The sequence below is a fragment of the Burkholderia sp. YHN3-13 genome (assembly GCF_055810675.1).
The window spans coordinates 327,211-353,047 of the sequence record NZ_JBVVNQ010000005.1 but is presented as its reverse complement, the minus strand read 5'-3'; the positions used below and the strand labels follow the sequence as shown (position 1 = coordinate 353,047).

Genomic DNA, 25,837 nt, shown 5'->3' with positions numbered 1-25,837 from the left:
GCCGCTCGGCGTGATGTCGGCAAAGCGCATCGTGACCGACCGTCCGATGGCGCGAGTGACGCAGGAGTTGGGGCGGCGGAGTTACGCCTTCGGCGCGTATTGCATCTCGCCGTTGCCGAACGACCAGTCTTCGCGCGCGACGTCAACGAGGCTGATCCACACGTCTTCCTTGCGCACGCCGGCCTTCGCGTGGATGCCGTCCGCAACGGCGCGGTAGAAGGCCTTCTTCACGTCGATCGTGCGCCCCGCGTTCCAGGTGACCTGGATAAACACGATGCCGGACGTGTAAGTCACGCCCAGATAACCGTCGGCCGGATAGACGAGCTCGTCCGGCGCATGGCGCGAAATGATCTGGAACTTGTCGTTCTCCGGGACGTTGGCGACCGTGGTCATCGCTTCGTAGACCGTGTCGCTGACAGCCTTGACGACTTCGGGCGATGTGTCTTTCGACAGATTGATTCGTACGAGGGGCATTTCATTCTCCGTGGACTGGTGTGCGATTGCGGTTGAGAGTAGGCTAGTGCAAAAGTTTCCACAAACGAATGTTTTTCATTGAAATGTTGACGAATCGGAATGATGATTGAAGAACTGAAATCGTTCATCGCGGTAGTCGACGCGGCTTCGCTGACCCGCGCGGCCGATCAGCTGTGCGTGTCGCAATCGACGATATCGAAGCGCATACAGCGGCTCGAGGAGGGGCTGGGTGCCACGTTGTTCGACAGAAACGCCAAGCCGCCGCGGCCGACGGCGCTTGCCAGCCGGGTCTACGAACAGGCCGTGCCGGTTCTGCGCGCGTTGAACCAGCTTCACGACATTGCCCGGGAAGATTCTCCGCCGTCGGGGACGCTGCGCTTCGGCTTGCCGCAGGCCGTCGCGGATATCGTGCTGTTCGACGCCGTCATGACCATGAAGGCGCGGTTTCCTGCGCTGGACGTGAGGTTGCTTACCGACTGGAGCGTCGGTTTGCAGCGCATGGTCGAAAACGGATCGCTCGACGTCGCGTTGCTGATGTTGCCGGCGGGGGCTTCGCTGCCGGAGGACTTCGGCTGCAGCCTCGTCACGAGATTCGATGTGAAGGTGGTGCAGAGCGCGTCGAAGCCGGTCGTCGATGCGCGCGCGACGGTGGAAGCGCTGTCCGCCCACGGGTGGATACTCAACCCTGACGGCTGCGGCTATCGCGCCGCGCTCGAGCGTGCGATGGCCAATCGGGGGCAGCGCTTTCGATTGAGCATCGACACCTATGGAACCGACATGCAACTCAGGCTCGTGGCCAGCGGGCTCGGGCTTGGCCTCGTGCCGACGGACGTGTTGCGCGCGAGCCCGTGGCGTTCGCAGCTCAGCGTCGTCGAGGTCGGCGGCTTTGCGCTGGCGCTGGACGTGTGGCTCGTGTTTCCGCGCGCGCTAGGCAATCTGCGGCGCGCGGTCGACGTGCTCGCGGAGTCGGTGGCGGCCTCCTTCGAGCAACAGGCCATTGGGCAGTAGCGACGCGCTGTGTCCGGAATCATTGCTTATCCGACATGGCGAGGGCGGCGAGCCGGGTGCCAGAATCGGCTGGCAGCCTACGCACAGGTCGATGCCGCACGAGTTCGATCAATCACCTGGAATCCTGACCACCATGCCCTATCTGCAACTGGACGTGAACGACCACTATTCGGTGGAAGCCAAGCAATTGCTCGCCGCCAGAATGAGCGAGACCTATGCGCGGATGATGTCGGTCGATATTCGGCGTATCAGCGTCGCGATCCGGGAACTGGGGCAAGGCGGTGTCTGGCGCATTGCCGAGGCGGGCAAAGCGCCGGTCCCGGTCGCCGTGATGATGCTGGATATCCGGCGGGGGCGCCCGCCCGAGCAGCGCATGGAAGTGGCGCAGGCGCTTTGCGCGCACTGCGTGGAGATTCTCGGCTTGCGTGAGGACCGGCTCAATGTCGAATTCACGCAGCATTCCGGCGACGAGATGTACCACCCGGCGCTGGGCGGTTACAGCCCGGAGTGGGGCCCCGGCGAGCAATAGATCGTCCGCTTGCACGGCTCGCTGCCTGCAGACCTGCCGGTGGTCGGGCGCTCGGGGTTTGGGCAGGCAAGACCGCGCAAACCTCGCCTTTTGGTTCAACAAGTCCTAGTTCACGAGCGGCGCGACTCCCGAGGCTCGCTGGATGGTCTGCGGGGGTTGCCCGAACGCGCGCAGAAACGCCTGGCGCATGCGCTCGCGGTCGCCGAAGCCGGTTTCTCTCGCAATGATTTCGATCGGGTGGCGCGTCGTTTCCATCATCAGGCGCGCGGCTTCGACGCGCAGCCGCTCGACCGCCTTGGCGGGGGATTGCCCCGTCTCCTCCCGGAACACGCGGCTGAATTGGCGCGGGCTCAAACGTGCCGCCTCCGCCAGTCGTTCCACCGACAGATCGCTCGCCAGGTTCTCGCTCGCATAGGTCAGCGCCATTCGCACGCGGTCCGATCGCGCGTCCAGTTCCAGCAACGTCGAGAATTGCGACTGCCCGCCGCCGCGCCGTTGGTACAGCACGAGCTTGCGCGCGACCATGCGCGCCGTTTCCAGCCCGAAGTCGCTTTCGACGATCGCGAGCGCGAGATCCACCCCGGCGCTCATTCCGGCCGAAGTCCAGACCTGGCCGTCCACGACGAAGATGCGGTCTTCGTCGAGTTGCACGTCCGGATACTGCTTCCTGAAATCCCGCGCGTGATACCAGTGCGTCGTGGCCCGTTTCCCGTCGAGGAGGCCGGCGGCCGCGAGGACGAAGGCGCCCGTGCATATCGACGCAATGCGCCGCGAGTGGAAGGGCGCGCGACGCAGGAAGTCCACCAGCGTCGCCGACGGAAGCCGGCATTCGTTGTCGCCGGCGACGATCAGCGTGTCATAGCCGTCGTTGGCCAGTGGCTCGGTGTTGACCGAAAACCCCTGCGACGACACGACCGCTCCGCCGTGCTCGGACACGATCCGGAACTGGTACACCGCCTCGCCGCGGAGCAGATTCGCGTACTCGAACACGCTCGCCACCGCGAGCGCGAGCGACTGGAAATTTGGGTAAACAACGAGTCCTACGGTGTGCATGACGTCCGCCAGGTGGATGGCCTGATTATTTGAATCTAGCATAAAACGGACATCGCCGCGGGCTGCGGTGGCGCGTCACCCATGACCTTGTGCGCGGCCCGATCCGGGGCTGCCGCGCTTTCGCCGGCATGCCCGTCGATGTCGTCGAGGCGCCACCCGATGGCGTGGCGCAACGGACTGCGCGACCGTTTCGGGCATCGCGCGACGCGCGTTTCGTGTGGCCTCGATTCAATCAGGATGCCTATCTTCACCGGTTTTCCCGCTGTCTTTTTCCAGGGTCGTCCTGTCGGCCGTCTTCGGAGGGGGCAAGGCACCGCGCGGCACCCCCTGCAGGGCCGATTTTGAGTAACCGGGCGTCACTTGCAAAGGACGAATCCGCAAGGTTTCCGGTCAATGCACGGATGGCAGAAATCATTGCATCTATGACATTGAGGAAGAGCGTGGTCGAAACCAGAATTCATTCCACGAACCGACATCCGGTCGGCTCAATCCACGGAAAGGAACAGACATGAGCACTTCCACGAAAGGCACCGCGCTGATCACCGGCGCATCGGCCGGCATCGGCGCCATTTACGCGGACCGCCTCGCCAAACGCGGCTACGACCTCATTCTGGTGGCGCGTAATCAGGATCGTCTGAATACGCTGGCGGCCCGCCTTACGGCCGAAACCGGCCGCTCGGTCGAGACCGTTGCCGCCGATCTGAACGACAAGGCCGCGCTCGCGAAGATCGAAGGCATTCTGCGCGAGGACAGCAGCATCACGATGCTGGTGAACAACGCGGGAATTGGCTCGGTCGCGTCGATTCTCAACGGCGACGTCGACACGATGGAGTCGATGATCAATCTGAACATCACCGCGCTCACCCGCCTGACTTACGCCGTCGCCCCGGTGTTCGCCGGCAAGGGCACGGGCACCATCGTCAACATCGGCTCCGTCGTTGGCATTGCGGTCGAACTGCTCAACGGCGTGTACAGCGCGTCGAAGTCGTACGTGCTGAGCTTTGGTCACGCCCTTCAACGCGACCTGGCGGACAAGGGCGTGCGCGTGCAGACCGTGCTGCCCGCGGCGACGGCGACCGAGTTCTGGGATGTGGCCGGCTACGCGAAGCAGAAGGAGGCGGCCAGCACGATGACGGCCGACGACCTGGTGGATGCCGCGCTCGCGGGCCTCGATCAGGGCGAGCTCGTGACGATCCCGACGCTGCACGACGGCGACGGCTGGACGCAATGGGAAGCGGCCCGCCGCGCACTCACGCCGAAATTCGCGAACGCCAAGGCCGCTCCGCGCTACGCGGCGGATGCCAAGGCCGGCGCTTGAACCGGCTCACTCATTTTTTCGGAAGGGTTTGATGATGAACATCCTCAAGATCGGTGCTGCCGTACTCGCCACGTCGGCCGCGTTTGCATTGCCGGTGGGCGCGTCGGCGCAGTCGCGCGGCAAGGTGCTGGTTGTCATGTCGAGCGCTCACGCGCTCGATCTGCGCGATGGCAAGACATATTCGACCGGTTATTACCTCAACGAATTCGTCGTGCCGTACCGCAAGCTCGTCGAGGCGGGCTACGAGCCGGTGATCGCCAATCCGAATGGCGACATGCCGGTGATGGACGCGAACTCGAACAACAAGCTGTTTTTCGGCGGAGACGATGCCGCGCGCGCGGATGCACTGAAATACGCGCAGGGTATCGCGCAACTGAAGCATCCGAAGACGCTCGCGTCCGTCGTCTCCGAGGGGACCGACGGTTATGTCGGCCTGTTTATCCCCGGCGGCCATGCGCCGATGGTCGACCTGCTCAAGGACCGGAATCTCGGCAAGATCCTGGTCAGCTTCCATGACAGCGGCCGTCCCACCGGGATCATCTGTCACGGGCCGATCGTGTTGTTGTCGACGCTGCACGATCCGGATGCCTTCGTTGCATCGATGACCGCCAACGACGGCAAGGCGAATGCCTTCGCGGCCGGCTGGCCGTATGCCGGTTACCGGATGACCGTCTTCTCGACGGGCGAGGAGCAGCAGCTCGAGGGGCCGAACGGGCTTGGCGGCAACGTGCCGTTCTATCCGGTGAACGCGCTGGCCGAAGCCGGCGCCCACGTCGATACGGTGGCGAACTGGCACGGCAATGTCATCGTCGATCGCGAGCTGATCACGGGGCAGCAGCCGATGTCGGCGCCGGAATTCGGCGACGTCCTCGTGGCGAAACTGACGGCCCGCGCGAACGGAGTTCGTCCGTGACGGCAGCGGCCGGGCATGTTGCGCCCGGCCGCTTCGACTTCGCTGCCGACTCGACATGGATCGGGCAATGGGCGGCATTTGACGCAGGCGAGCCGGTGACGATGGATCTCGGGTATCGCGGCGCCCTTGCCGTCCCGGCGTCGAGGACGACTGCCCCGGACATCAGGGTTCTGGATTGATATCGCGCCGGCACGCGGCGATTTTGAAATGGCATACTACGACACCGATCTAGCGGGGCATGACGTTGCATTTCGGCAGATGATTGGCATCCTGCAGTGCACGCCCATCGCGCCATCGCTTTGGAAATTGGTACATGAGCACTGGCCCGGCAGCACAGCCTCTCGACAAACTGGAAAGGAGCGACGACGAGTCGGCTCGTTCCCGCTCGGTTTGGCTCGCCAACGAGTTTCGGGCCAGCTACGGATGGCTGAAGGCGAAGCTGATGCGGCGTGTCGGATCGCCGGCCGATGCCGAGGATCTGGCGTCGTCGTCGTTCGAGGCGCTTGCCGGCGTCGATGACCCGCCGGGTATTCGCGAGCCTCGAGCGTGGCTGACCGTCATCGCCCAGCGTCTCACCTTCGAGATGTGGCGCCGCCGGGATCTCGAGCGCGCGTATCATGAGGCGCTCCTCAATGCCGAGGAACCCCTCGCGCCGTCCGCCGAATCGATCGTCGAGATTTCCCAGGCATTGTTCCTGATCGATCAGGCGCTCGATGGATTGCCTCCGAAAGCGAGAAGTGCCTTTATCTACAGCCAGATCGACGGCCTCACTTATTCCGAGATTGCCGCTCGACTCGGCGTCTCGACAAGCATGGTTCGCAAATACATCGCCCAGGCGCTTACCCGATGCTTTCTGACCAGTTGAACGCCGCGCGCGGCGCCGCCACGGTCGATTCGTGCGCGGAAGAAGCCATTCAGTGGGAGGTCCGGTTGCGCGCCGAGGACGCCACGCAGCAGGATCGCGATGGCTTCGAGGCATGGCGCCGCGCCGATCCCGCGCACGAAGCGGCGTGGATACGGCTCCAGGAGGGGCTGGCACGGTTTGCGTCGCTGCGGAACGCGCCCGGCTCGGCGGTGCGAAGCGCGCTGAACGAGCCGTCCCGTGCGCGGCGCCGCATGTTGAAGGCGGGCGCCGGGGTGGGCGCGCTGGCGCTGGCCGCGATCGGGACACGAGAACTGGTCCGGGCCTATTCGCTCGACGCCGATTATCACAATGGCGATCTGACGCCGCAGGCCGTGGCGCTGAAAGACGGAACGCCGATCGTCCTCGGGGCATCGGCGCGTGTTTATTGGACGCGGGACGGCGCGCGCGGCGACGTCTATCTTGCGTCCGGCCAGATCCTGTCGAGTCCCACCACGACGAACCGCTCGCCGTTCGCCGTGAGGACGCGGGACGGGACGGCAATCACGAGCCGCGCCCGCCTGAGCGTCGATGCATTGCGTTATCACACCGTGGTCGCGGTGCAGGGCGGCGATGCAACCCTTGCGACGCCACGCGGCGGTAGCGTCCGCATCGCCGATGGTTCGGTCTGGTCGCTATCGCCGGGGCGCATTGCCCGCATGCCGGAGACGGCCGCCGACATCTTCGCCTGGAGCCGCGGCACGCTCGTCGTCCTGGATCGGCCGCTGCCTGACATCCTCGAGACGCTGGGCCGCTACTACGGCGGCTATATCCGGTTCCCGCAGGCCGCGCTCGCTCGCCGGGTCAGCGGCGTGTTCCCGCTCAACGACGCCGAGGCGGCGCTGCACCAGCTCGCCAACGGCCTGGGACTCTCCCTGGCCGTGTATGGCAAGGTTCTGGCCGTCGCCTCCGAGGCTTGACGCCGCGCCCCGTTCAGCCGGGGCGCGAAAAAAATTTTTCTTTCCCGGTGTCACTTTTCCCGCTTCGTTGCACAAGGTGAATGAAGGCGTCCGAATGCCTGCGACGCTTACCTTGTCCCGAAGGGGGGAACTGTGATCGACCATATCGACAAGGCCATCCTGACAGTCCTGCAAGAGGACAGCACGCTTTCAGTGGCGGAAATCGCCGATCGCGTGCATTTGTCGACGACGCCTTGCTGGCGCCGCATACAGAAGCTCGAGCAGGACGGCGTCATCGCCCGCCGGGTTGCCCTGCTCGACGCCGACAAGCTCAATGTCGGCGTGACCGTGCTCGTCGAAATCAGGACTGCGCAGCATACCGCGGCCTGGCTCAAACGCTTCTGCGACGTGGTCGCCGACATCCCCGAGGTGATCGAGGTGTACCGCATGAGCGGTCATATCGACTACCTGCTGAAGGTGGTCGTTCCGCACATTGCCGGGTATGACGGCGTGTACAAGCGCTTGATCAGCGAGCTGGAAATTTTCGATGTGAGTTCGAGTTTCTCGATGGAGACCATCAAGCATACGACGAGGTTGCCCCTCGATTACGTTTGCTGATTTTCTTGTCTGCGGATTCCGCCTGCTGGATTGAATTTTCAAGGACGGCGCGGTCGGTGGGAATAAAAAACCGGAAATGGCGCGAAGGACGAATTCTTTCAAAAAAGTATTCCGGGCGGGATCGCTAGACTTTTTCAGGTGGATGAGGAGCCGGCAAGCCTGCCGGGGCCGGCGGCCTCGAGCGAAGCCGGGAGTGAAGGGGGAAGGCATGCCGTTGCGGTTGACTGCTGCTTCCCGACTTCTCGATCGTGTGGGACAAGACAGGCGTTTTGCCGAAATACAACCGACTAGGGATGGGTGCATCGTGGGGATCAAGTTCGACGGCAAGGGTATGGCCCGCAACGTTGCGGCAATGGCGATCGCAATGGCGGTTGCCCAGACTTTCATGGTGTCCGCGGCGTATGCGCAGCAGGCGGAACAACACACCTATCATCTGCCGAGCGGTCCGCTGGATCGCACGTTGGTGGAGATCGCCCGGGTCGCGCAGCTTCCGTTGAGCTATGACGCGTCATTGGTGCAGTCGCTCAAATCGGCGCCGGTGGACGGCACGTATTCGGCCGAGGCCGCGATCCGCAAGGCGTTGCAGGGCACGGGCCTCGACCTGGTTCCGACGGCGAACGGCGGTTACACGCTGGCTCACGTCAAGGCGGATGCCAAGGGGGTTTCGTCGGCGCCGGCCGCTGCCGCAGCCGCAGCCGCGGCGACCACGGCGCAGGTGGACACCACCTTGCCCCTCATCAGCGTGGCGGCCAGCCGGGATTCAGGCGGTACCGGCTTCGTCGCGGAATCGTCCTCCACCTATGCGCGCTCGGATGTGCCGCTGAGCGAGACGCCGAAATCGGTCAGCGTCATCAATGCCGCGGTGATCCAGAGCCAGGGTGCTCAGTCGCTCTCCGATGTGCTGAGGAATGCTTCCGGTGTCGTCACGCGGCCGGGGCCGCTGGGCGTGCCGAGTTACACGATTCGCGGGTTTGTAGCGCAAAACCTCACGTCGGATGGATTGTCGACTGTCGGGACGGCCCCTAACGTTACGCCGACGATCGCCATCTCGAGCGTGGAAGTGGTCAAGGGACCCTCGGCCATCGTGAATGGCAACAGTCCGCCGGGAGGCGTCATCAATCTCGTCAAGAAGACGCCGCAGGCCGATCCGTTTCATGAAATCCAGGTGGGCTACGGATCGTACGGCGACACCCAGATCGCGCTGGACAGCACGGGCGCGATCACCGCCGACAAGAAACTCCGGTATCGCTTCATCATCTCGGGTGAACGGGTCGGCCAGAATTCGATGGGATATGACGGCAAGAGAAATTTCTACTTTGCGCCGACTGTGCAATGGAAGGACTCGACCACGGATGTGACGGTCGGCTATGAGCGCACGGTCTACCGCGAGCCGGTTCCCCAGTTCACGCTCGGCCATGCTGCCGGTGATATCTATCGAAACTATATCGACAAGCCGCTTGGCACGCCGTCCGACCATTTCGGCGCGCAAACGGACAATATTTTCATTCATCTCGAACAAAAGCTCGGCTCGGCGCTGACCTTCGTGAGCAAGGGTTCCTATACGCGGACCCAACAAACGCAGCAAGCCTGGACTACGGCCACGCCGCTCTCGGCGACCAACGGCGTGTTGTTCCACAATTTCGATTCGCTCTCGGATTTCTACAGTTGGAGCTTCCAGAACTACCTGCGCGCCAAGTTCAATGTCGGCGCTGCGAAAAATACGGTGATTGCCGGCTGGGACGTTCTTCGCTACAGCCAGCATCAGTTTGACACCACGACATCGAAATTCATTTCCATTCCGAATGTCTTCGGCTCATTTACGCTTCCGTCTTCCGACACGGGAAACCTGATGCCGAATGGGACTACCTACTTCACCCAAACCGGCTTGTATCTACAAGATCAGTTCTCCTACAAGAATTTCCATGCACTCGCGTCCGTGCGCCGGGATACCTATCTGACACATGCGACCTACGCCGGTAACCCACCCCCGGGAAACCATCAGAATGCGTATAGCCCGAGCCTCGGCCTGCTCTACGAACTGACGTCCGAGGTTGCCGCCTACGCCAGCTACAACCGTGGCTTTCAGCCGGGCACGGCGCTTGAATTCGGCGGCGGTGTGCTCCCCCCGCAAACCAGCCAGCAGGTCGAAGTGGGCATGAAGTTCAACCTGCTGGACGACAAGCTGGCCATCACGACCTCGGCTTACCGCACCTCGTTCAGCAATTACAACGTTGCCGACCCGGCCCATCGCGGCTTCTATCTTCCCGCCGGCGGCGCCGTGAGTCGCGGATTCGAAGCGGAGATTACCGGGCAGCCGCTGCCCGGTGTCAACGTGGTGGGCAGCTACACGTACAACGACTTCGTGCAGCCGCCGAACAGCAAGCTGGCGGTGAACCTGCCCAAGAACAGCGCCAGCCTGTGGGCGACCTACAACTTCCGCTCCGAGAAGCTCCAGGGTTTCGGTGTCGGCGCGGGGTTGTTCTTCGCGAGTGGGCAGTACATCGGCACGGGCTCGGCGTATCGCATCCCCAGCCAGGTGGAGACGGATCTCGGCGTGTTCTATCGGAAGAAGGGTTACGGCCTGAATCTTTCGGTCAAGAACGTATTCAATCGCAAGCTCTACTACAGCAGCACGACGCCCTCCTTGATCCCGATGGGACCGGAGCGGACCGTCATGCTCACCGGTACCTATGATTTCTGACACCCTCGAGACTCGGCCGTGGAGCGGCGGCATGTCGAATCCTGAGCGCATCACTCATTCGCGGGCGCGATGGCGGCGCGCGGCGATCGGGGGCGCGGTCGTGCTGGCGCACGCACTGGGGCTGTATCTGATCGTTCATCGCAGCGTGGACCTGATCAGGCTGGAGGCCGACCGGGCCTCCGGTGCGTCGGTTCAGGTCAGGCTCGTTGCCGCGCCGACACCCGAGCCCGTCGCGCGGCCGGAACCGAAGCCCAAGCAGGAGCCTCAGCGGAAGCCGGAACCCAAGCCCGTCGAAAAGCCCGTGGTGCGGAAGACGGCACCCTTGCTTTCCTCGGAGGCTCCTGCTGCCCGGACCGTCGCGCCAGCCAAGACCGAGCCCGTCAAACCGGTCGAGCCGGCGCCGCCGGCGCCGCCGGTACCGGTGCCCAGCGCGGTCGCGCCCTCCGCTGCGACACCGCCCGCACCCGCGCCGGGCCCCCAACTGCTCGATAGCCCGAAGCAGATCAGCAGCGCGGAGCTCAAGCAGCTCGGTTGCCGTATCCCGCGGCCGGACTATCCGCCGAAGGCCCGGCGGCTGGAGCAGCAAGGCACGGTGGTGGTGAGGCTGAACATCGGCGTGGACGGTGTGGTGAAGACGGCGCGGGTTGCGCAAAGCAGCGGCTACCCGCTGCTGGATGCGGCCGCGCTGGCGGCGATCGAAGCCGGCCATTGCCAGCCCTACACGACCGCCGGTATTGCCCGTGCCGTAGAGGCCGAGCAGCCGATCGCCTTCAACCTGAATGATTGACCTGGAATCTACGGAGCAAAAAATGGAACAGTACGGCATCGCCAACGTCTGGCAGCAGGGCGACTTCATCACCCGGTTCATCTTCGTCTTTCTTCTCGGCATGTCGATCGTGTCGTGGTTCGTCATCGTGACCAAGGGCCTAGCGAATCGACGTCTCGAGGTCATGGGCAAGCGTGCGCAGACGCGCTTCTGGTCCACGCCGTCGCTCGATGACGGCATCGAGGCGCTGGGCGACGGCACCGACAATCCGTATCGCGCCGTGGCCCTTGCCGGCCGCGAGGCGAACGACCAGCAGGCCGGCGGCGACGCGTCGCTGCAAGGCAGCCTCAGCAGCAGCGAATGGGTGGCGCGCGGCCTGCGCAACGCGTTCGACGACGAGGTTGCCCGCCTGCAGAACGGCCTGGCCATTCTCGGGTCGATCGGCAGTACCGCGCCGTTCGTCGGCCTGTTCGGGACCGTGTGGGGCATCTATCACGCGCTGATGGCCATCGGCGTGTCGGGACAGGCCAGCCTCGATCATGTCGCGGGCCCGGTCGGCGAGTCGCTGATCATGACGGCGATCGGCCTGTTCGTGGCGATCCCCGCCGTGCTCGGATTCAACTACGTCAATCGAGGCAACAAGCGGGTGAGCCATCGGCTGAACCGGTTCGTGCACGAGTTGCACGTGTACTTCGTGACGGGCGCCAAGGCCCGCTGCGACGTTCGCCCGGTGCCCGCGGCGCCGGCGACGAGCAAGCGCGTCAACGCCGCCGCCTGACCGGGAGCCTATCGTGTCGATTCTCATGGATGGCAACAACGACGAAGGCGTGATGAACGACATCAACATGACGCCGTTGATCGACGTCATGTTGGTTCTGCTGATCATTTTCATCGTGACGCTACCGGTCATCAACAAGGCGGTGAAGGTCGATCTGCCCAAGGCCGCGGCCCAGCCCGCCCAGTCGAAAACGCAGGACATCGACCTGTCGATCACGGCTGACAAGACCGTGCTGTGGAACAAGGATGTGGTCGACGACGCGGCGCTGAAGCTGCGTGTCGAGGCGGCGTCGAAGCAGGGCGATCCACCGGCCGTCAACATCAATGCCGACGAGCACGTCGAATACGGGAAGGTCGCCGCGATACTCGCGGCGCTGCAGGGCGGCGGGCTGAACAAGATCAATTTCGTCATGCAACCGGACAAGGGCCAGCAATGATCAGGAATCGGGCATTCCCGACGGATCGCGCCGAGGATCGGGATGCCAGGCGTCACTTTCCTTCCGTCTGGAAGTTGATCACGCCGTACTGGACCACCAGGGAGGGCATGCTGTCGGCATTGATGCTCGCCTACGTGCTTGGGGCGGGCTGGAGCCACACCTATATCGCCGTGTGGCTCAACCGATGGACCGGCACGTTCTACGACGCCGTGGGATCCGGGAGGTTTCAGGCGCTGCCGAACCTGCTGTTGCAGTTCCTGCTGGTGTCCATGGCCGCCGCCGCGCTGACGGTGTCCACGGTGGTGATGCAATCGATCGTCGAGATTCGCTGGCGGCGATGGCTGACGACCTGGCTGGCCGATCAGTGGCTGGCCCGCCATACCTACTACCGCATCGAGCGCGACCGCGCGCTCGAGAACATCGATCAGCGTATCGCGGAGGATGCGAAGCAGTTCGTCAAGGACACCTTGCAGCTGTCGATGGGTGTGCTTCAGGTGCCGGTGAGCATCGTGAGCTTCAGCGTGATCCTGTGGTCGATCGGCCATTCCCTGGATCTCGATATCGGTGGACACACGTACAGCATCCACGGATACCTGGTCTATGCCGTCTTTCTCTATCAAGGCCTGTTTTTCTGGGCCACGCACCTGCTCGGCCGACGCTTGATCACCCTCAATGCCAAGCAGAACCGCGTGGAGGGCGACTTCCGCGTGCTGATGGTGCGGGTGCGCGAATTCGCCGAGCAGATCGCCTTCTTCGATGGAAGCGGCGCGGAAGGCAAGCGATTGAACGGGGCTTTTCGCCAGGTCGTTTCGAATCTTTATGCGCTGCTTTGGGTCAACACGCGGGTCTCGCTGTTTACCAACATCGTCGGGCAATTCAGCTCGGTGGTGCCCGTGGTGCCCACGTTGCTGGTATTGCCGCAACTGATAACGGGGGGGCTGACGCTGGGCGGGCTGATGCAATCGAACGCAGCATTCAGTTCCGTGTCCAGTTCCCTGGCGTTCTTTCCGCAGGCCTATCTGGGATTCACCGCGTGGCGCGCCGAAGCGAACCGGCTTCGGGAATTTCTCTACGTGAACGCGCTGGATTCGCGGGGAAACGTCGTGTTGACCGCCGGCGAGCGCGGAGCCGTAGGCGCCCACGGGTTGGTTCTGCGCGACGCAGCCGGCGCGGAGATTGCCCGCGTGCCCGACTTCTCGCTCGCACCCGGTTCGCGCTGTCTGATCCGCGGGCGCTCCGGAAGCGGGAAAAGCACGCTGCTCAGAGCGCTCGCGGGCCTCTGGCCCTACGGCGAGGGCATCGTCACCTGCGGTGCCGAAGGAACGATGTTCGTTCCGCAGCGCAGCTACATTCCCGTCGGCACGTTGAAGGCGGCGATCGCGTATCCGCACGAGGAATCGACGTACACCGACGGCCAATGCGCGGACGTCCTGCGCGCATGCGGCCTCGATGCGCACGTTGCATCGATGCTGGACGCCGATCGCTGGAGCGACCGGCTTTCCGGCGGAGAGCAGCAGCGGGTGGCGTTCGCACGCGTGTTGCTGGCCCGCCCGACCACGATATTTCTCGATGAATGCACGTCGGCGCTCGACACCGAGAGCGAGCGAACGCTCTACCAACTGCTGATCGACTGGCTACCTCAGGCCACGATCCTCAGCGTTGCGCATCGACAGGCGTTGCTGGCCTTTCATCAGCAGACCCTCGACTTTTCGCCGGAACGGGCATCCGCGGTCGCGGCCGGCCTGACCGGCCCGGCTTCGTCTGCCTGCCCGGCATGACACCGTGATCCCGTCAGGACGCTTGCACCTCACCGGGGGCAAGGTCCGACAAAACCGAACTGATGGACAGGAACGTGAAATGAGCGATTTGAAAAGTGTGACCGCCGCGAGCTTCGAGGCCGACGTGATGATGAACAGCCGTCCGGTGCTGGTCGACTTCTGGGCCGAATGGTGCGGGCCGTGCAAGGCGCTGGCGCCGACGCTCGAGAAGGTGGCGCGGAACTTCGACGGCAAGGTCGACATCGTCAAGGTCAACGTCGACGAGCATCCGTCCTTGCGCGAGCGTTTCGGTGTGCGTGGCATTCCCGCCCTGGTGCTCATGAACGGCGGCCACGAGGCGGGTCGCATCGTGGGCTCCCGGTCGGCCACGCAACTGGCGAGTTATCTCGATGCGCACCTGGGAACCGTCACGCAGCTGGCCAGGCCCGAAGTGACGCTTCGCGCGTTCGGCGGTGATCCGCAGGTGAAAGCGGCGCGCATCGCACGGTTGCTCGATTATCTGGATCACAAGCAAGCCGCGCTGGACACCCCCATGTGGCCGGACAAGATCAGCGGCGCACTGGAATTCGTCGCCGACTCGCATGATCCGGACGAGTGCGCATCCGTGTTGGGCATGCCGACCGATGTGGTCGAGGCGGTGACGGTCCTGTCGAGCTATCGAGGCACCCATTTCAAGGCGGCGCTGTTCGTGGCGGACTGGCTGGAAAGCGTGCCGGTCGGCGCGAATCTCTCGACGCTGCCCGGCCGGCTGCTGGTGTCGATCCTGTCGAGCCGGATCGTCTCGGACACGCTGGAGGGGGAATCGAGGTTGCTGGCGATTCGTGACGAGCTGGTTTCGCTGCACGCGGCGGAAACGGACGGCGCTCCTGTGGCGGACGCGAACTGGGCGGACGTCCGACAGGCATCCAGGGCGGCGGCGGCCGAACTCGGCGACGGGAGTGCTGCCGTGGCCGCCGAGGTGCTGGAGGCCGCTTCGTCGTCGTTGGCCCGGAATCCGGACGTCTTGAAGGAATTCGTCTTTTCACTTTGCAGCTCCGTGCGGAAATGGCTTCAGGTCAAATGCAACTGGGGCGCGCAGGACGATGCGCGCTTGAATCAATTGGCGGAAGGGGTCTTCAAGCAGGCAATCGACGCCGGCGTCGAGCCGCCGCGGGGCAGCGCGCTGATGGAGCGGGTGGCGGAGGTCGATCCTCAACTCGTGGGGCGTTTCCTGTCTTATTACGAGGACGGCCATCTTGCCGCGGCCGAGCGGGGCAGCGCGATCGGCGACATGCTGATCGCGCTCACTGGGCAGACCACCTGACGCATTCGACGACACGATGCCGCATGGCGGAGGAGCAGGCTGATGCAATCGAGCAGTACGCAGTTGCAAACCGTTGCCGCTGAACTGGCGAGTTCGGCGGAGCGTGTGATCGCGTTCGCGCGGCAGGCGGGTGCCGAGGGGACGCGCGTGGAGATCGAGGCCGCCGAATCGAGCGCCGTGACCGTGACGAACCGGGTACAGACGGAACGCAGTTTTTGCGGCACCCTGGAGATGACGGTGACGGTGTTGCGCGACGGAAAACGCGCTTTCGCGAAATCGTCGGACCTGTCGGACGACGGGCTGAAAAAAATCGTTCGCGCGGCGATCGAGAGTACCGCCGCAACCGAGCCCGATCCCGCGGCCGGATTCGCCGATTCGAGCCAGTTGGCCAGGGACTTTCCCGATCTCGATCTCCATCACCCGCTGGATTGGTCGCTCGACGATATCGGTGCCCATGCGCAACGCGCCGAGGATGCGGCGTTCGCACATGACCCGTCGATCAAGGCGTCGAAGGGCGTGACGGTGAGAACGATGTCGGGCACGTCGTTGCTGGCCACGTCGGCGGGGTTCCATGCGACGGCGCCGTGGTCCGTCCATTCGATCGCATGTGCGCCCGTCGCGTTCGGCACCGGCGAGAAGCAGATCGGTTTCTGGGGCCATGCAAGTCGCGCATTCGACGATCTCGCGAAACCGGAGGAGGTCGGGGCGCTGGCCGCCAGGCGAGCCATCGACGCGCTCGGCGCGACGCAAGTCCCCACGCAGCAATGCCCGGTTTTGTTCGAGCCGTCGGCGTCGCTGGGGCTGCTGGCCGAACTGGTGTCCTCGGCATCGGGGGATGCGCTGTACCGGAGCGGATCGTTCTTGAAGGATGACATCGACGCGCCGTTGTTTCCGCCGCATGTCCAGCTTGACGAGGATCCATTCGTCAGGCGCGGGATGGCCAGCCGCTGCTTCGACAGCGACGGCATTCCGGGCGGGCGCCGCAAGGTGGTGGAGGACGGCCGCCTGCGCGGGCTGTTTCTCGGACTTTATGCGGCGCGCCGCTTGAACCTGACGCCCACCGGCAACGGCTACGGGCCTCACAACCTCGACATGCGCAGTACACGGACCCAGCCCGGCGACGACTTCGCCGCGATGCTGAGGAAGCTGCATCGCGGACTTCTGGTTACGGAGATGGTCGGCGGCGGCGTGAACCGCCTGACCGGCGATTTCTCCCGCGGCGCCAAGGGGTTCTGGGTGGAAGACGGCGAGATCCGCTTCCCGGTGAGCGGTATCACGATAGCGTCGAATCTCCGCCGGATGTTCGGCGGACTACAGGCGATCGGCAGCGACGCGTTGACGAGGGGATGGGCGACCTCCGGATCGTGGCTGATCGATGCAATGAAGATCGGGGGAGCTTGAAACATGAGTGACATGAAGCAGCGGCAGGTATTGCGGCCTGCCCGCGAGGAGATCCGCACGCTGGCGCGGCACGCGCTGCTGGACCGGCATGGCATCGACGAGACGGCGCTTTTTTCCGCGATGGGCATCGCCCTCGGCCAGCGATGGGACTTTGCGGATGTCTTCCTCAAGGAAACGACCGCGGAATCCTGGTCGCTGGAAGGCGGGGCCGTGCGCGCGAGTTCGTATCGTTGCGATAGCGGCTTCGGACTGCGCGTGTTGAAGGGAGAGCAGGCGACGCTGGCGAGTTCGCAACGCATCGACGCGATGGCGCTCCGGCATGTTGCGTCGCGACTTAGCGAAACCGGAAGCGGCATGTCGCGTGACGGCTCGGCAGCGATGCAGCGCAGGCCGGTTGCAACGGCAAGATCGTTCTACGACCCGGCTCATCCGTTGCGGACGATGGAGGGAGCGGACAAGATCGCGCTGCTGAAGACGCTCGACGAGATCGCCCGGGCCGCCGACCCGCGCGTGATCGAAGTGCATGCGGTGCTGAGCGCCGTGCATGAAACGATCTGGATCGCGCGATGCGACGGCCTGAGTGGCGGCGACGTGCGTCCGCAACTGGCCTTGTGGATCAACGTGCGCGTCAGGTCCGGTGCGCGCGTGGAGAGCGCGAGCGGAGGGATCGGCGGGCGCTATGGCATCCGGACGTGGGATGACGACGAACTTCGTACCTTCGTGCGGGAGCGTGTGACGGCCGCCCTCACGAAGCTGCAGGCGCGGCCGGCGCCGGCCGGAAAAATGACGGTGGTGGTCGGCCCGGGCTGGAATGGCGTCTTGCTGCACGAAGCGGTCGGCCATGGACTGGAAGCCGACGGCGTGCGCCGCGGGACGTCCGCCTTCGCGGGACGCCTCGGCGAAAAGGTGGCGTCCGGGAACGTGACCATCGTCGACGACGGAACGCTCCAGGGGGGCCGCGGTTCCTTGAATATCGACGACGAAGGGTGCGCGACGCGGCGCACGACCTTGATCGAGAACGGCGTGCTGCGCGCGTACATGCAGGATGCGCTGAGCGCGAGGTTGATGGGAATGGAGCCGACCGGAAACGGCCGCCGCGAGGGTTACGCGTCGCCGCCCATGCCGCGCATGACGAACACGTTCATGCTGAACGGGGACCACGAGCCGCAGGAAATCATCGAGTCGGTACGCAACGGTATCTACGTGTCGGGTCTCGAGGGCGGGCAGGTCGACATCACGAGCGGTCAGTTCGTCTTCGAGGCATCCGAGGCCTACCTGATCGAAAACGGCAGGATCACCGCGCCGGTCAAGGGCGCGACGATCACGGGCCACGGCCCCGATACCATCCGGAACATCAGCCTGGTCGGCAACGATCTCGCCTGCGATCCCGGCAGGGCGACGTGCAGCAAGGCGGGGCAGTCGATCCCGGTGGGCGTGGGCCAACCGACCGTGAGGGTGGATGAAATGACCGTCGGAGGCACCGCATAGTCATGGCCGTCGAGGCGGCGCATTGCCGGTGGAATGGAACGTGAATAAATGGGCTCATCGTCTCAGTCAGTCCAGCCGCACGCAACGCGAGGCGAAAACGGAACTGCTGCCCTTGCCGAGGCCGATACGCGATGCCTTGTCGCTGGAGTATCACCTTCAGCTCGAAGCGCTGCATGCCGGGGTGGGGTCGCTTGTCGCGCTTCAGGTCCTGATGAGGACCGTGATCGCCACGGGCATCCTGTGCGAATACGGCTACGGGGATGTCGAGGACGCTTCGTACAAGGACCTGGAAAAGATCGCGAACCACGCGTTTTCCTCGGGTTGCCAAGGGCATTTCCATTTCGACGGCGACGCATTCCATCTGTTCGCGAGGGTGCTGACAACGCATGATTTGCAGCTGGAAGTCGCCCCCGTCAAGGTGATCGACGAAGTCGCGAAGCGCCTGGAGCGATACTGCACGGCGACCCGGTGATCGGGTTCCGAAGAATCGGCCGGTGCGGCGCGCGCAACGCGCCTTCGCCCGCAGCGCGCGCTATCCGCGCCCCACGAACGGCATCGCGGTCGCCATGATCGTCATGTTCAGGATGTTCGTGTCGAGCGGCAGGTTCGCCATCTGGACGATCGCGTTCGCGACATGCGCGACGTCCATCCGCGCCTCGGGCGCGAGGCTGCCGTCCGCTTGCGGGACGCCTTGCGTCATCCGTTCCGTGAGCGAGGTCGCCGCGTTGCCGATGTCGATCTGGCCGCATGCGATGTTATACCGGCGGCCGTTCAGCGCCAGCGATTTCGTGATCCCGGTCACCGCATGCTTGGTGGCCGTGTACGCGATCGTATCGGGGCGCGGCGCGTGCGCCGAGATCGAGCCGTTGTTGATGATCCGGCCGCCTTGCGGCGTCTGCGCTTTCATCACGCGCCACGCGGCCCGTGCGCACAGAAAGACGCCGGTCAGGTTCGTTGCGACGACGCTGTTCCACACGTCGAGGTCGTATTCGTCGAGCGACACGACCGGGGCGTTGCGTCCGGCATTGTTGAACAGGACGTCGAGCCGGCCGAATTGCTGCGCGATCTGCGCGAACGCGCGGTCGACCGACGCCTCGTCGGTGACGTCGGCGGGAAACGCATGCGCGTCGCCGCCGGCGGCGCGGATGGTGTCCTGCGTTTCTCGCAACGAGGCCTCCGTGCGCCCGAGCAGCGCGACGGTGAAGCCGGCCTGCGCGAGCGCGATTGCTGCTGCCCGACCGATGCCGGAGCCGGCGCCCGTAACGGCGGCGAATTTCTTCGAGACAGACATGGCTTGATTTCCTGCGGGTTGAGTGAGGAACGAGGCGGCCGAGGTTCGATGTCGTCAGCCCTTCGGCAATGTAGTCGAAATGCGCGGCGCACGGATTCGAGCGATATCGGCCTCGTGTCCGACCACGCGGCGAAGGCGATCATTTCTTCCGGCCAGTCGCGGCCTTCCGTGCTCGTGCGCCCGTCTCCGCGAACAGGTCGACCACGACGTCGCGCAGCCAGCGGTTGCCTTCATCCTGATTGACGCGCGTGTGCCACAACATATGGATCGGCGTGCCGGGCAGCGCGACGGGCAGCGCACGCCAGCCGAGCGAGAACGGCGCGGCGAGCTGCTGCGCGAGATGCTCGGGCACCGTCGCGATCAGGTCGGTGCGCTGCAGGATGTAGCCCACGCTCATGAAATGCGGCACCGTCAGCCTTACCCGGCGCTTCACGCGGCGCCGCTGCAGCCATTCGTCCACCTGCCCGTGACCGGTGCCGGCCGACACCACGACCAGATGTTCGGCGTCGCGCCATGCGTCGACCGTCAGCGCCGCTTCCTCGAGCGGATGGCCGCGCCTGAACAGGCACACGTAGCGCTGATCGAACAACCGGCGCTGATAGAACCCGCCCTTGAGCTGCGGGAGCAGGCCGATCGCGAGATCGACGCGGCCGTCGGCCATTTCGTCGCCGAGGTTGACGCTCGTGTTGCGCACGGTATTGAGCGCGATGCCCGGCGCCGCGCGCGCGAGGTGTTCGAGCAGCGCGGGCAGGAACACGACTTCGCCGATATCGGTCATGCCGATCGTCAGCGTGCGCGTGGCGCGCAGCGGATCGAAACCGGTTTCGGGATTCAGCGCGGCGTGCAGCGTCGCCAGCGCATGCGACACGGGTTCGGCCAGGCGTAGCGCGAACGGCGTCGGCACGACGCCGCCCGGCCCGCGCACGAACAGCGGATCGCCCAGCCGGCGGCGCAGCTTCGCGAGCGCGTTGCTGACGCCCGGCTGGCTCATGTTCATCTGTTCGGCGACGCTCGACACGCGCCGCTCCTGCATCAGCCGCTGGAAAAGCAGCAGCAGGTTGAGGTCGATCTCGCTCAGTTCCATGGGTTTCGCGGTGCCCGGTTCATTGCATTCCGTGATGAAGCAGATTCATTTCATTTTATTGCGGGATGAAAGTCCACTCCTGAAAATACCGATACGGCCCATGCACTCGACATGGCCGCTGCGCAAGGCGCGGGCCCCACACGGAAATATCGGAGACACCTTCATCATGCAGACGAATCTGAAGATTGCGATCGTCGGCGCCGGCATCGGCGGCCTGACGCTCGCGCTCGCATTGCGCGAGCACGGCATCGACGCGCAGCTCTACGAGCAGACCCATGAATTGCGCGAAGTCGGCGCGGCCGTCGCGCTGTCGGCCAATGCGACGCGCTTCTACGAACGCATGGGCTTGCGCGCGGCCTTCGATGCGGTGTGCGCGGACATCCCGGGGCTCGTGTATCGCGACGGGCGCGGCGGCGCGGTGATCGGCCATCATCGCGGCGAGCCCGACTACCGCCGGCAATTCGGCGGCGCGTACTGGGGCGTGCATCGCGCGGATCTGCAGGCGGTGCTGTCGAACGCGGTCGGTCCCGACTGCATCCATCTCGGCCATCGTCTGGTCGATCTCGCGCAGCAGCCCGATCGCGTGACGCTGTCGTTCGACAACGGCACGCGCGTCGACGCCGATCTCGTGATCGGCGCGGACGGCGCGCGTTCGATCACGCGGCGCTGGATGCTCGGCTACGACGACGCGCTGTATTCGGGCTGCTCGGGTTTTCGCGGCGTGGTGCCGGCCGCGCGCATGGACCTGCTGCCCGATCCCGACACGATCCAGTTCTGGGTCGGGCCGCACGGGCATCTGCTGCACTATCCGATCGGCGACAACGGCGACCAGAACTTCCTGCTGGTCGAGCGGCATCCGTCGCCGTGGCCGTCGCGCGACTGGGTCATGCCGGCTCAGGAGGGAGAGCAACTGCGCGTGTTCGGCGACTGGCACCCGGCCGTGGTGCAGATGATCACCGCGGTACCGATCAGCCAGCGCTGGGGGCTGTTCCACCGTCCGCCGCTCGGCCGCTGGAGCCGCGGGCGCGTGACGCTGATCGGCGATGCCGCGCATGCGCTGGTGCCGCACCACGGGCAGGGCGCGAACCAGTCGATCGAGGATGCGGTGGTGCTGGCGGCACAGCTCGCGAAGGCCGGGCCTGGGAAGTGGCGCGAGGCGCAGGAAGCCTACGAGCGGTTGCGTCGCGGCCGCACGCGCAAGGTGCAATACGCATCGATCTCCGCGGCCGACGTGCTGCACCTGCCCGACGGGCCGGCCGCGCAGGCGCGCAACGCGCGTCTGGCCGACCGCGATCGCGTGCTGCAGCACCTCGACTGGATTCACGACTTCGACGCGCTCGACGATGAGCCGAGCGAGCGGCAGGGCGGTACCTGGCTTTGAGCCCGATGGCGGACGCGACAGGTGTTGCGTTCGCCGGTTATCGGCCGGTCGTCACTTCACGCACTCCAGCGTGTACTTCAACCCCTGCCCGAGCACCCCGCGCCACACGTCCCACGTGTGCCCGCCGTCGACGATGCGCAGCTCGGCCGGATTCTGCGCGCGGCGCAGGTGCGTGTACAGCACGCTCGATTCCGCCTGGATCGTCAGGTCGTCGTCGCCGGCCGCGATGAACATCGGCACGCGCCAGCTGCGCGCGAAATAGCCGCGCAGCAGCGCCGGGTAGTTCAGCTCGTGCCACACGCGTGAATCGAACTGCCGGTCGCCGAACACGCCGACGTAGCGCGCGGCGGAATTGAGCGGCGGCTCGTTCGCATAGATCGCGGGGCTCAGCAGCATCACGCCGCAGAACAGGCCCGGCTCGAGCAGCGAGAAGCGCAACGCGCCGAAGCCGCCCATCGACACGCCGCCGATCGCGCGGCCCGCACGCTGGTTCGACACCGCGAAGTGCGCCTCGACCTCCGGCAGCAGGTCGTTGAGGAACGCGCTCTGCATCTTCTCCTTGCGGTCGACGTACCAGTCGGTGCCGCCCTGCGGCATCACGATCACGACGGGCGGAATCTCGCGGCGCTCGATCAGCGTGTCGGCGGTGGCCTGCAGGCGGCCTTGCGTGACCCAGTCGTTCGCGTTGCCGGCATTGCCGTGCAGCAGGTACATCACCGGGTAGCGCGCGCCTTCCGGGTTGTAGCCGGGCGGCAGGTAGACGGTGTATGACCAGTCGCGCTTCAGCGACGCCGACCGGAACGTGCGCAGCACGACGCTGCTGCCCGGGTTGACCGGCGGTTCCTGGGCGCTCGACGGTGTCGTGGCGGTCTGGACGGCCGGGGGCGGCGGCACGGGCGAGACCGGCGGCGCGGCCGGCGTGGCGCCGGCGGTGGCGATGGAGCCGGCGATCAGGGCGATGGCGAACGGAAGGGCGAGTCGGCGCATGGCGAAGCGTTTCAGGAGAGGCGCCGGCTATCGTAGCAGCGGCGCGTGACGGCGCGGCGCGTCATCGCCGCGAACGGAACGGCAGCCGCGCGACGAGCGGCCCGTAGAGTTTGGCGACGAGATACAGCAGGCCCATCGCGACGGCGTCGGCGGCCAGGCCGAGCGGCACGTTCAGATAACCTTCGGTCGCCTGGTAGAGCAGCGAATCGACGGCGAGCGAGATGCCGGTGCCCGCGACGAAGCACAGCAGCCCCTGCCGGCCGATCGTGCCGATCCACGGCATCGCGTGCGCGACCTTCTTCATCCAGCCGAGGTGCACGAGCTTCGCGGCGAGCCATGCGATCGCGAGGAAGTTCACGAGCCGCAGCGCGCCGAGGTTCTGCTTGATCGACGGATCGGTCGGGAACGGCTCGATGCGCAGCCGGTAGTACGCGCCGGCCGCGACGATCGCGAGCGAGCCGGCCGTCAGCAGCCAGCCCTGCGGGCGGGGAGCGAGTGTCTGGTAGACGGGCTGGCAGCGCGCGATCACGCCGAGCACGAACAGGAACTGCCACGCGAACGGGTTGAAGTCCCACGGCACGCCTTCGACGGTCGGCAAGAAGCGCGCGACGTGCGGCGCCGCGTACCAGAGCGACCCGCTGAACGCGAGCAGCAGCCACGGCTGCGTGCGCGCCAGCGGCAGCGTGAGCGGGACGAGCAGCGCGAAGAACGCATACATCGGCAGCACCGACGCGAGGTACGGCTGGCGGCGGAACAGCAGGATGTCGCGCAGCGCGGCGAGCGGCTTGTGCAGCAGGCCGTCGAGGTCGTTGGTCGGCATGTTCGGGCCGTCGATCGCGAACGCGTTCAGCGCGGCGGTGATCAGCAGCATCAGCCCGGCCGTCACGAGGAACGCGCGATAGATCTCGAACGCGCGCCGGATGAAGCGCTGGCGCGCGGCGGCCTCGTCGTGCCGTTCGGCGAGCGAGTTGTAGGCAATGGCGGTCGCGAAGCCGCCGAGAAACACGAACACCTCGGCCGCGTCGCACAGCGCGTACGCATGCAGCGTCACGCGCGACAGGATGCTGCCGCCGATATGGTCGACGACGATGACGAGCAGCACGAGGCCGCGGAAGAAATCGAGTTCGGCGTAGCGGCCGGCCCGGGCAGGCGCGGTCATCGGACCGCCGCCCGGCGCGCGCCGCGGGCGCGGCCGGCACGGGCCGCGCATGAGTCGGGGTGAAGCATGACTTCGTGAAGAAATGGCGAACGGATGCGCATTGTGCCACCGATGCGACACCCACCGGGTTTACGCGGATGGCGGGCCCGCCTGCCGCTGCCGATAAGCCCGGTCAGGCGGTCGGCGCAACCGGGCAGTTGGACGAGCGCAACGCTTTGCGCACGGTGACGCCCCCCCGATGGACGGACGGTTTCCGACGTGACACCATTTTATCCTCACGCGGCCGCACACCGCGTCGTCCGCCCTGCGGGCCACACATACAACAGACCAAACATTCGCCGGGCGCTCGGCCCGCCCGGCCCCCGGCTCCGGAGATACGTCATGAAGAAGCACGCCATTTTTGCCGCCGCGCTCGCTGCATTCGCCGCGCCGGCCTTTGCCCAGAACAGCGTGACGCTGTACGGCCTGATCGATGAAGGCATCAATTACACGAACAACGTCAACGTCAATGGGGTCGGAAAGACGAATTACCAGCTCGCGAGCGGCTACGCGCAGGGCAGCCGCTGGGGGCTGAAGGGCAGCGAGGATCTCGGCGGCGGGCTGAAGGCGATCTTCACGCTGGAAAACGGATTTGACGTCAACAACGGCCGGCTCGGCCAGGGCGGCCGCATGTTCGGCCGCCAGGCGTTCGTCGGGCTGAGCCAGTCGCGCTTCGGCACGCTTACCTTCGGCCGTCAGTACGACGCCGTCGTCGACTATCTCGCGCCGCTGACCGCGAACGGCAACTGGGGCGGCACGCTGTTCTCGCACCCGTTCGACAACGACAACACGGACAACTCGTTCCGCGTCAACAACACGGTCAAGTACGCGAGTCCCGACTGGAACGGCCTGACGTTGGGCGGCACGTACAGCTTCAGCAACAGCACGGGCTTCTCGAACAACCGCCAGTACAGCATCGGCGCGCAGTATTCGCTGGCCGGGCTGCAGGTCGCGGCCGCCTATCTGCAGGCGAACAATCCGGGCATCGGCAACGCGGGCGCGATCGCGGCCGACGACGCGAACTTCGTCGCCGACCGCCTGCGGATCTTCGGCGGCGGCGTGAACTACACGTTCGGCCCGGCGACGGTCGGCGTCGTCTACACGAAGACGGACGTGAAGAACCCGGTGTCGACCGTCTACCTGCCGGCCTCGACGTTCGCCGGCCTCGGGCTGACCGCGACCAAGTTCCAGAACATCGAGATCAACGGCAAGTACCAGCTCACGCCCGATTTCTATCTCGGTGCGCAGTACGTGTACACCGACGGGAAGTTCGATGCGGCCGCCGGCTCGTTCAAGCCGAAGTACCACACGGTCGGCCTGATGGCCGACTACAGCCTGTCGAAGCGGACCGACGTGTACCTGCAGGGCGCGTGGCAGAAGGTGGCCGGCGACAAGACCGGCACGGCGGCCGATGGCGGCTACGTCGTCGGGACCGACGGCCCGTCGGCGTCGTCGAACCAGTTCGCGGTGCGCGCCGCGATTCGCCACAAGTTCTGATCGGCGGGCGGGGCCGGCGCCCCGGCGTCGGCCCG

General features: G+C 65.4%; 24 protein-coding genes. 18 read left to right on the top strand and 6 right to left on the bottom strand.

Annotated features, from left to right (window positions below; all coding sequences use genetic code 11):
• Positions 1-81: 81 nt before the first annotated feature.
• Positions 82-474 carry a tautomerase family protein gene (locus tag AC0KUR_RS15540; RefSeq protein ID WP_473376134.1) on the bottom strand — a complete coding sequence of 131 codons (393 nt, stop codon included), beginning with the start codon at positions 472-474 and terminating at the stop codon, positions 82-84.
• A gap of 99 nt (positions 475-573) precedes the next feature.
• Between AC0KUR_RS15540 and AC0KUR_RS15535 the strand changes: the two genes are divergently transcribed.
• Both AC0KUR_RS15535 and AC0KUR_RS15530 read left to right on the top strand, forming a co-directional pair.
• Positions 574-1,482, top strand: coding sequence for a LysR family transcriptional regulator (locus tag AC0KUR_RS15535; protein ID WP_034187963.1), 909 nt, complete (start codon positions 574-576; stop codon positions 1,480-1,482).
• A gap of 133 nt (positions 1,483-1,615) precedes the next feature.
• A complete protein-coding gene (locus tag AC0KUR_RS15530) occupies positions 1,616-2,011 on the top strand; it encodes a tautomerase family protein (RefSeq protein ID WP_034188006.1) in 396 nt (131 codons plus the stop codon).
• A 105-nt stretch (positions 2,012-2,116) separates the two neighbouring features.
• On the opposite strand, the gene AC0KUR_RS15525 is transcribed toward AC0KUR_RS15530, so the two are convergent.
• Complete coding sequence (locus AC0KUR_RS15525; protein ID WP_034187962.1) at positions 2,117-3,064, bottom strand: GlxA family transcriptional regulator; 948 nt, start codon at positions 3,062-3,064, stop codon at positions 2,117-2,119.
• A 508-nt stretch (positions 3,065-3,572) separates the two neighbouring features.
• On the opposite strand from AC0KUR_RS15525, the gene AC0KUR_RS15520 reads away from it, so the two are divergent.
• The 14 genes from AC0KUR_RS15520 (at position 3,573) to AC0KUR_RS15455 (ending at position 18,836) form a co-directional block, all read left to right on the top strand.
• A complete protein-coding gene (locus tag AC0KUR_RS15520; protein WP_034187961.1) occupies positions 3,573-4,382 on the top strand; it encodes an SDR family NAD(P)-dependent oxidoreductase in 810 nt (269 codons plus the stop codon).
• A 31-nt stretch (positions 4,383-4,413) separates the two neighbouring features.
• Entirely contained in the window at positions 4,414-5,295 is an 882-nt protein-coding gene (locus AC0KUR_RS15515; protein WP_473376133.1) for a type 1 glutamine amidotransferase domain-containing protein, read from the top strand.
• 313 nt (positions 5,296-5,608) lie between these two features.
• A complete protein-coding gene (locus AC0KUR_RS15510) occupies positions 5,609-6,160 on the top strand; it encodes a sigma-70 family RNA polymerase sigma factor (protein WP_226227401.1) in 552 nt (183 codons plus the stop codon).
• Positions 6,142-7,116 carry a DUF4880 domain-containing protein gene (locus AC0KUR_RS15505; RefSeq protein WP_473376132.1) on the top strand — a complete coding sequence of 325 codons (975 nt, stop codon included), beginning with the start codon at positions 6,142-6,144 and terminating at the stop codon, positions 7,114-7,116. The genes AC0KUR_RS15510 and AC0KUR_RS15505 overlap by 19 nt, the downstream gene beginning before the upstream one ends.
• A gap of 132 nt (positions 7,117-7,248) precedes the next feature.
• Entirely contained in the window at positions 7,249-7,713 is a 465-nt protein-coding gene (locus AC0KUR_RS15500; protein ID WP_105392488.1) for an Lrp/AsnC family transcriptional regulator, read from the top strand.
• A 331-nt stretch (positions 7,714-8,044) separates the two neighbouring features.
• On the top strand, positions 8,045-10,414 hold the full coding sequence (locus AC0KUR_RS15495; protein WP_473376151.1) for a TonB-dependent siderophore receptor: 2,370 nt from the start codon (positions 8,045-8,047) through the stop codon (positions 10,412-10,414).
• A 31-nt stretch (positions 10,415-10,445) separates the two neighbouring features.
• Complete coding sequence (locus AC0KUR_RS15490; RefSeq protein WP_261309883.1) at positions 10,446-11,201, top strand: energy transducer TonB; 756 nt, start codon at positions 10,446-10,448, stop codon at positions 11,199-11,201.
• Positions 11,202-11,223: 22 nt separating this feature from the next.
• The gene (locus AC0KUR_RS15485) at positions 11,224-11,958 is read left to right on the top strand and encodes a MotA/TolQ/ExbB proton channel family protein (protein WP_034187958.1); all 735 of its coding nucleotides are present in this window, start codon (positions 11,224-11,226) and stop codon (positions 11,956-11,958) included.
• 13 nt (positions 11,959-11,971) lie between these two features.
• Positions 11,972-12,394 carry an ExbD/TolR family protein gene (locus AC0KUR_RS15480; RefSeq protein WP_080287816.1) on the top strand — a complete coding sequence of 141 codons (423 nt, stop codon included), beginning with the start codon at positions 11,972-11,974 and terminating at the stop codon, positions 12,392-12,394.
• Entirely contained in the window at positions 12,391-14,172 is a 1,782-nt protein-coding gene (locus AC0KUR_RS15475) for an ABC transporter ATP-binding protein/permease (RefSeq protein ID WP_059556673.1), read from the top strand. The genes AC0KUR_RS15480 and AC0KUR_RS15475 overlap by 4 nt, the downstream gene beginning before the upstream one ends.
• Positions 14,173-14,251: 79 nt before the next feature.
• On the top strand, positions 14,252-15,475 hold the full coding sequence (gene trxA, locus AC0KUR_RS15470) for a thioredoxin (RefSeq protein ID WP_473376131.1): 1,224 nt from the start codon (positions 14,252-14,254) through the stop codon (positions 15,473-15,475).
• Between the two features lie 42 nt (positions 15,476-15,517).
• Entirely contained in the window at positions 15,518-16,876 is a 1,359-nt protein-coding gene (locus AC0KUR_RS15465) for a TldD/PmbA family protein (RefSeq protein WP_175027751.1), read from the top strand.
• Positions 16,877-16,888: 12 nt separating this feature from the next.
• Positions 16,889-18,364 carry a metalloprotease TldD gene (gene tldD / locus AC0KUR_RS15460; protein WP_069704630.1) on the top strand — a complete coding sequence of 492 codons (1,476 nt, stop codon included), beginning with the start codon at positions 16,889-16,891 and terminating at the stop codon, positions 18,362-18,364.
• A 40-nt stretch (positions 18,365-18,404) separates the two neighbouring features.
• Complete coding sequence (locus AC0KUR_RS15455) at positions 18,405-18,836, top strand: Fis family transcriptional regulator (protein ID WP_226104001.1); 432 nt, start codon at positions 18,405-18,407, stop codon at positions 18,834-18,836.
• Positions 18,837-18,896: 60 nt separating this feature from the next.
• Here AC0KUR_RS15455 and AC0KUR_RS15450 read toward each other — a convergent pair whose 3' ends face one another.
• Entirely contained in the window at positions 18,897-19,655 is a 759-nt protein-coding gene (locus AC0KUR_RS15450; RefSeq protein ID WP_473376130.1) for an SDR family oxidoreductase, read from the bottom strand.
• 139 nt (positions 19,656-19,794) lie between these two features.
• On the bottom strand, positions 19,795-20,739 hold the full coding sequence (locus AC0KUR_RS15445) for a LysR family transcriptional regulator (protein ID WP_034187951.1): 945 nt from the start codon (positions 20,737-20,739) through the stop codon (positions 19,795-19,797).
• 166 nt (positions 20,740-20,905) lie between these two features.
• Here AC0KUR_RS15445 and AC0KUR_RS15440 point away from each other — a divergent pair, with 166 nt between their 5' ends.
• On the top strand, positions 20,906-22,120 hold the full coding sequence (locus tag AC0KUR_RS15440) for an FAD-dependent monooxygenase (RefSeq protein ID WP_473376129.1): 1,215 nt from the start codon (positions 20,906-20,908) through the stop codon (positions 22,118-22,120).
• 51 nt (positions 22,121-22,171) lie between these two features.
• On the opposite strand, the gene AC0KUR_RS15435 is transcribed toward AC0KUR_RS15440, so the two are convergent.
• Positions 22,172-23,107, bottom strand: a complete 936-nt coding sequence (locus AC0KUR_RS15435; RefSeq protein ID WP_226227403.1) for an alpha/beta hydrolase — start codon at positions 23,105-23,107, stop codon at positions 22,172-22,174.
• A gap of 61 nt (positions 23,108-23,168) precedes the next feature.
• On the bottom strand, positions 23,169-24,266 hold the full coding sequence (locus AC0KUR_RS15430) for an OpgC domain-containing protein (protein ID WP_034188001.1): 1,098 nt from the start codon (positions 24,264-24,266) through the stop codon (positions 23,169-23,171).
• A 381-nt stretch (positions 24,267-24,647) separates the two neighbouring features.
• Between AC0KUR_RS15430 and AC0KUR_RS15425 the strand changes: the two genes are divergently transcribed.
• A complete protein-coding gene (locus AC0KUR_RS15425) occupies positions 24,648-25,802 on the top strand; it encodes a porin (RefSeq protein ID WP_034187948.1) in 1,155 nt (384 codons plus the stop codon).
• Positions 25,803-25,837 lie beyond the last annotated feature (35 nt).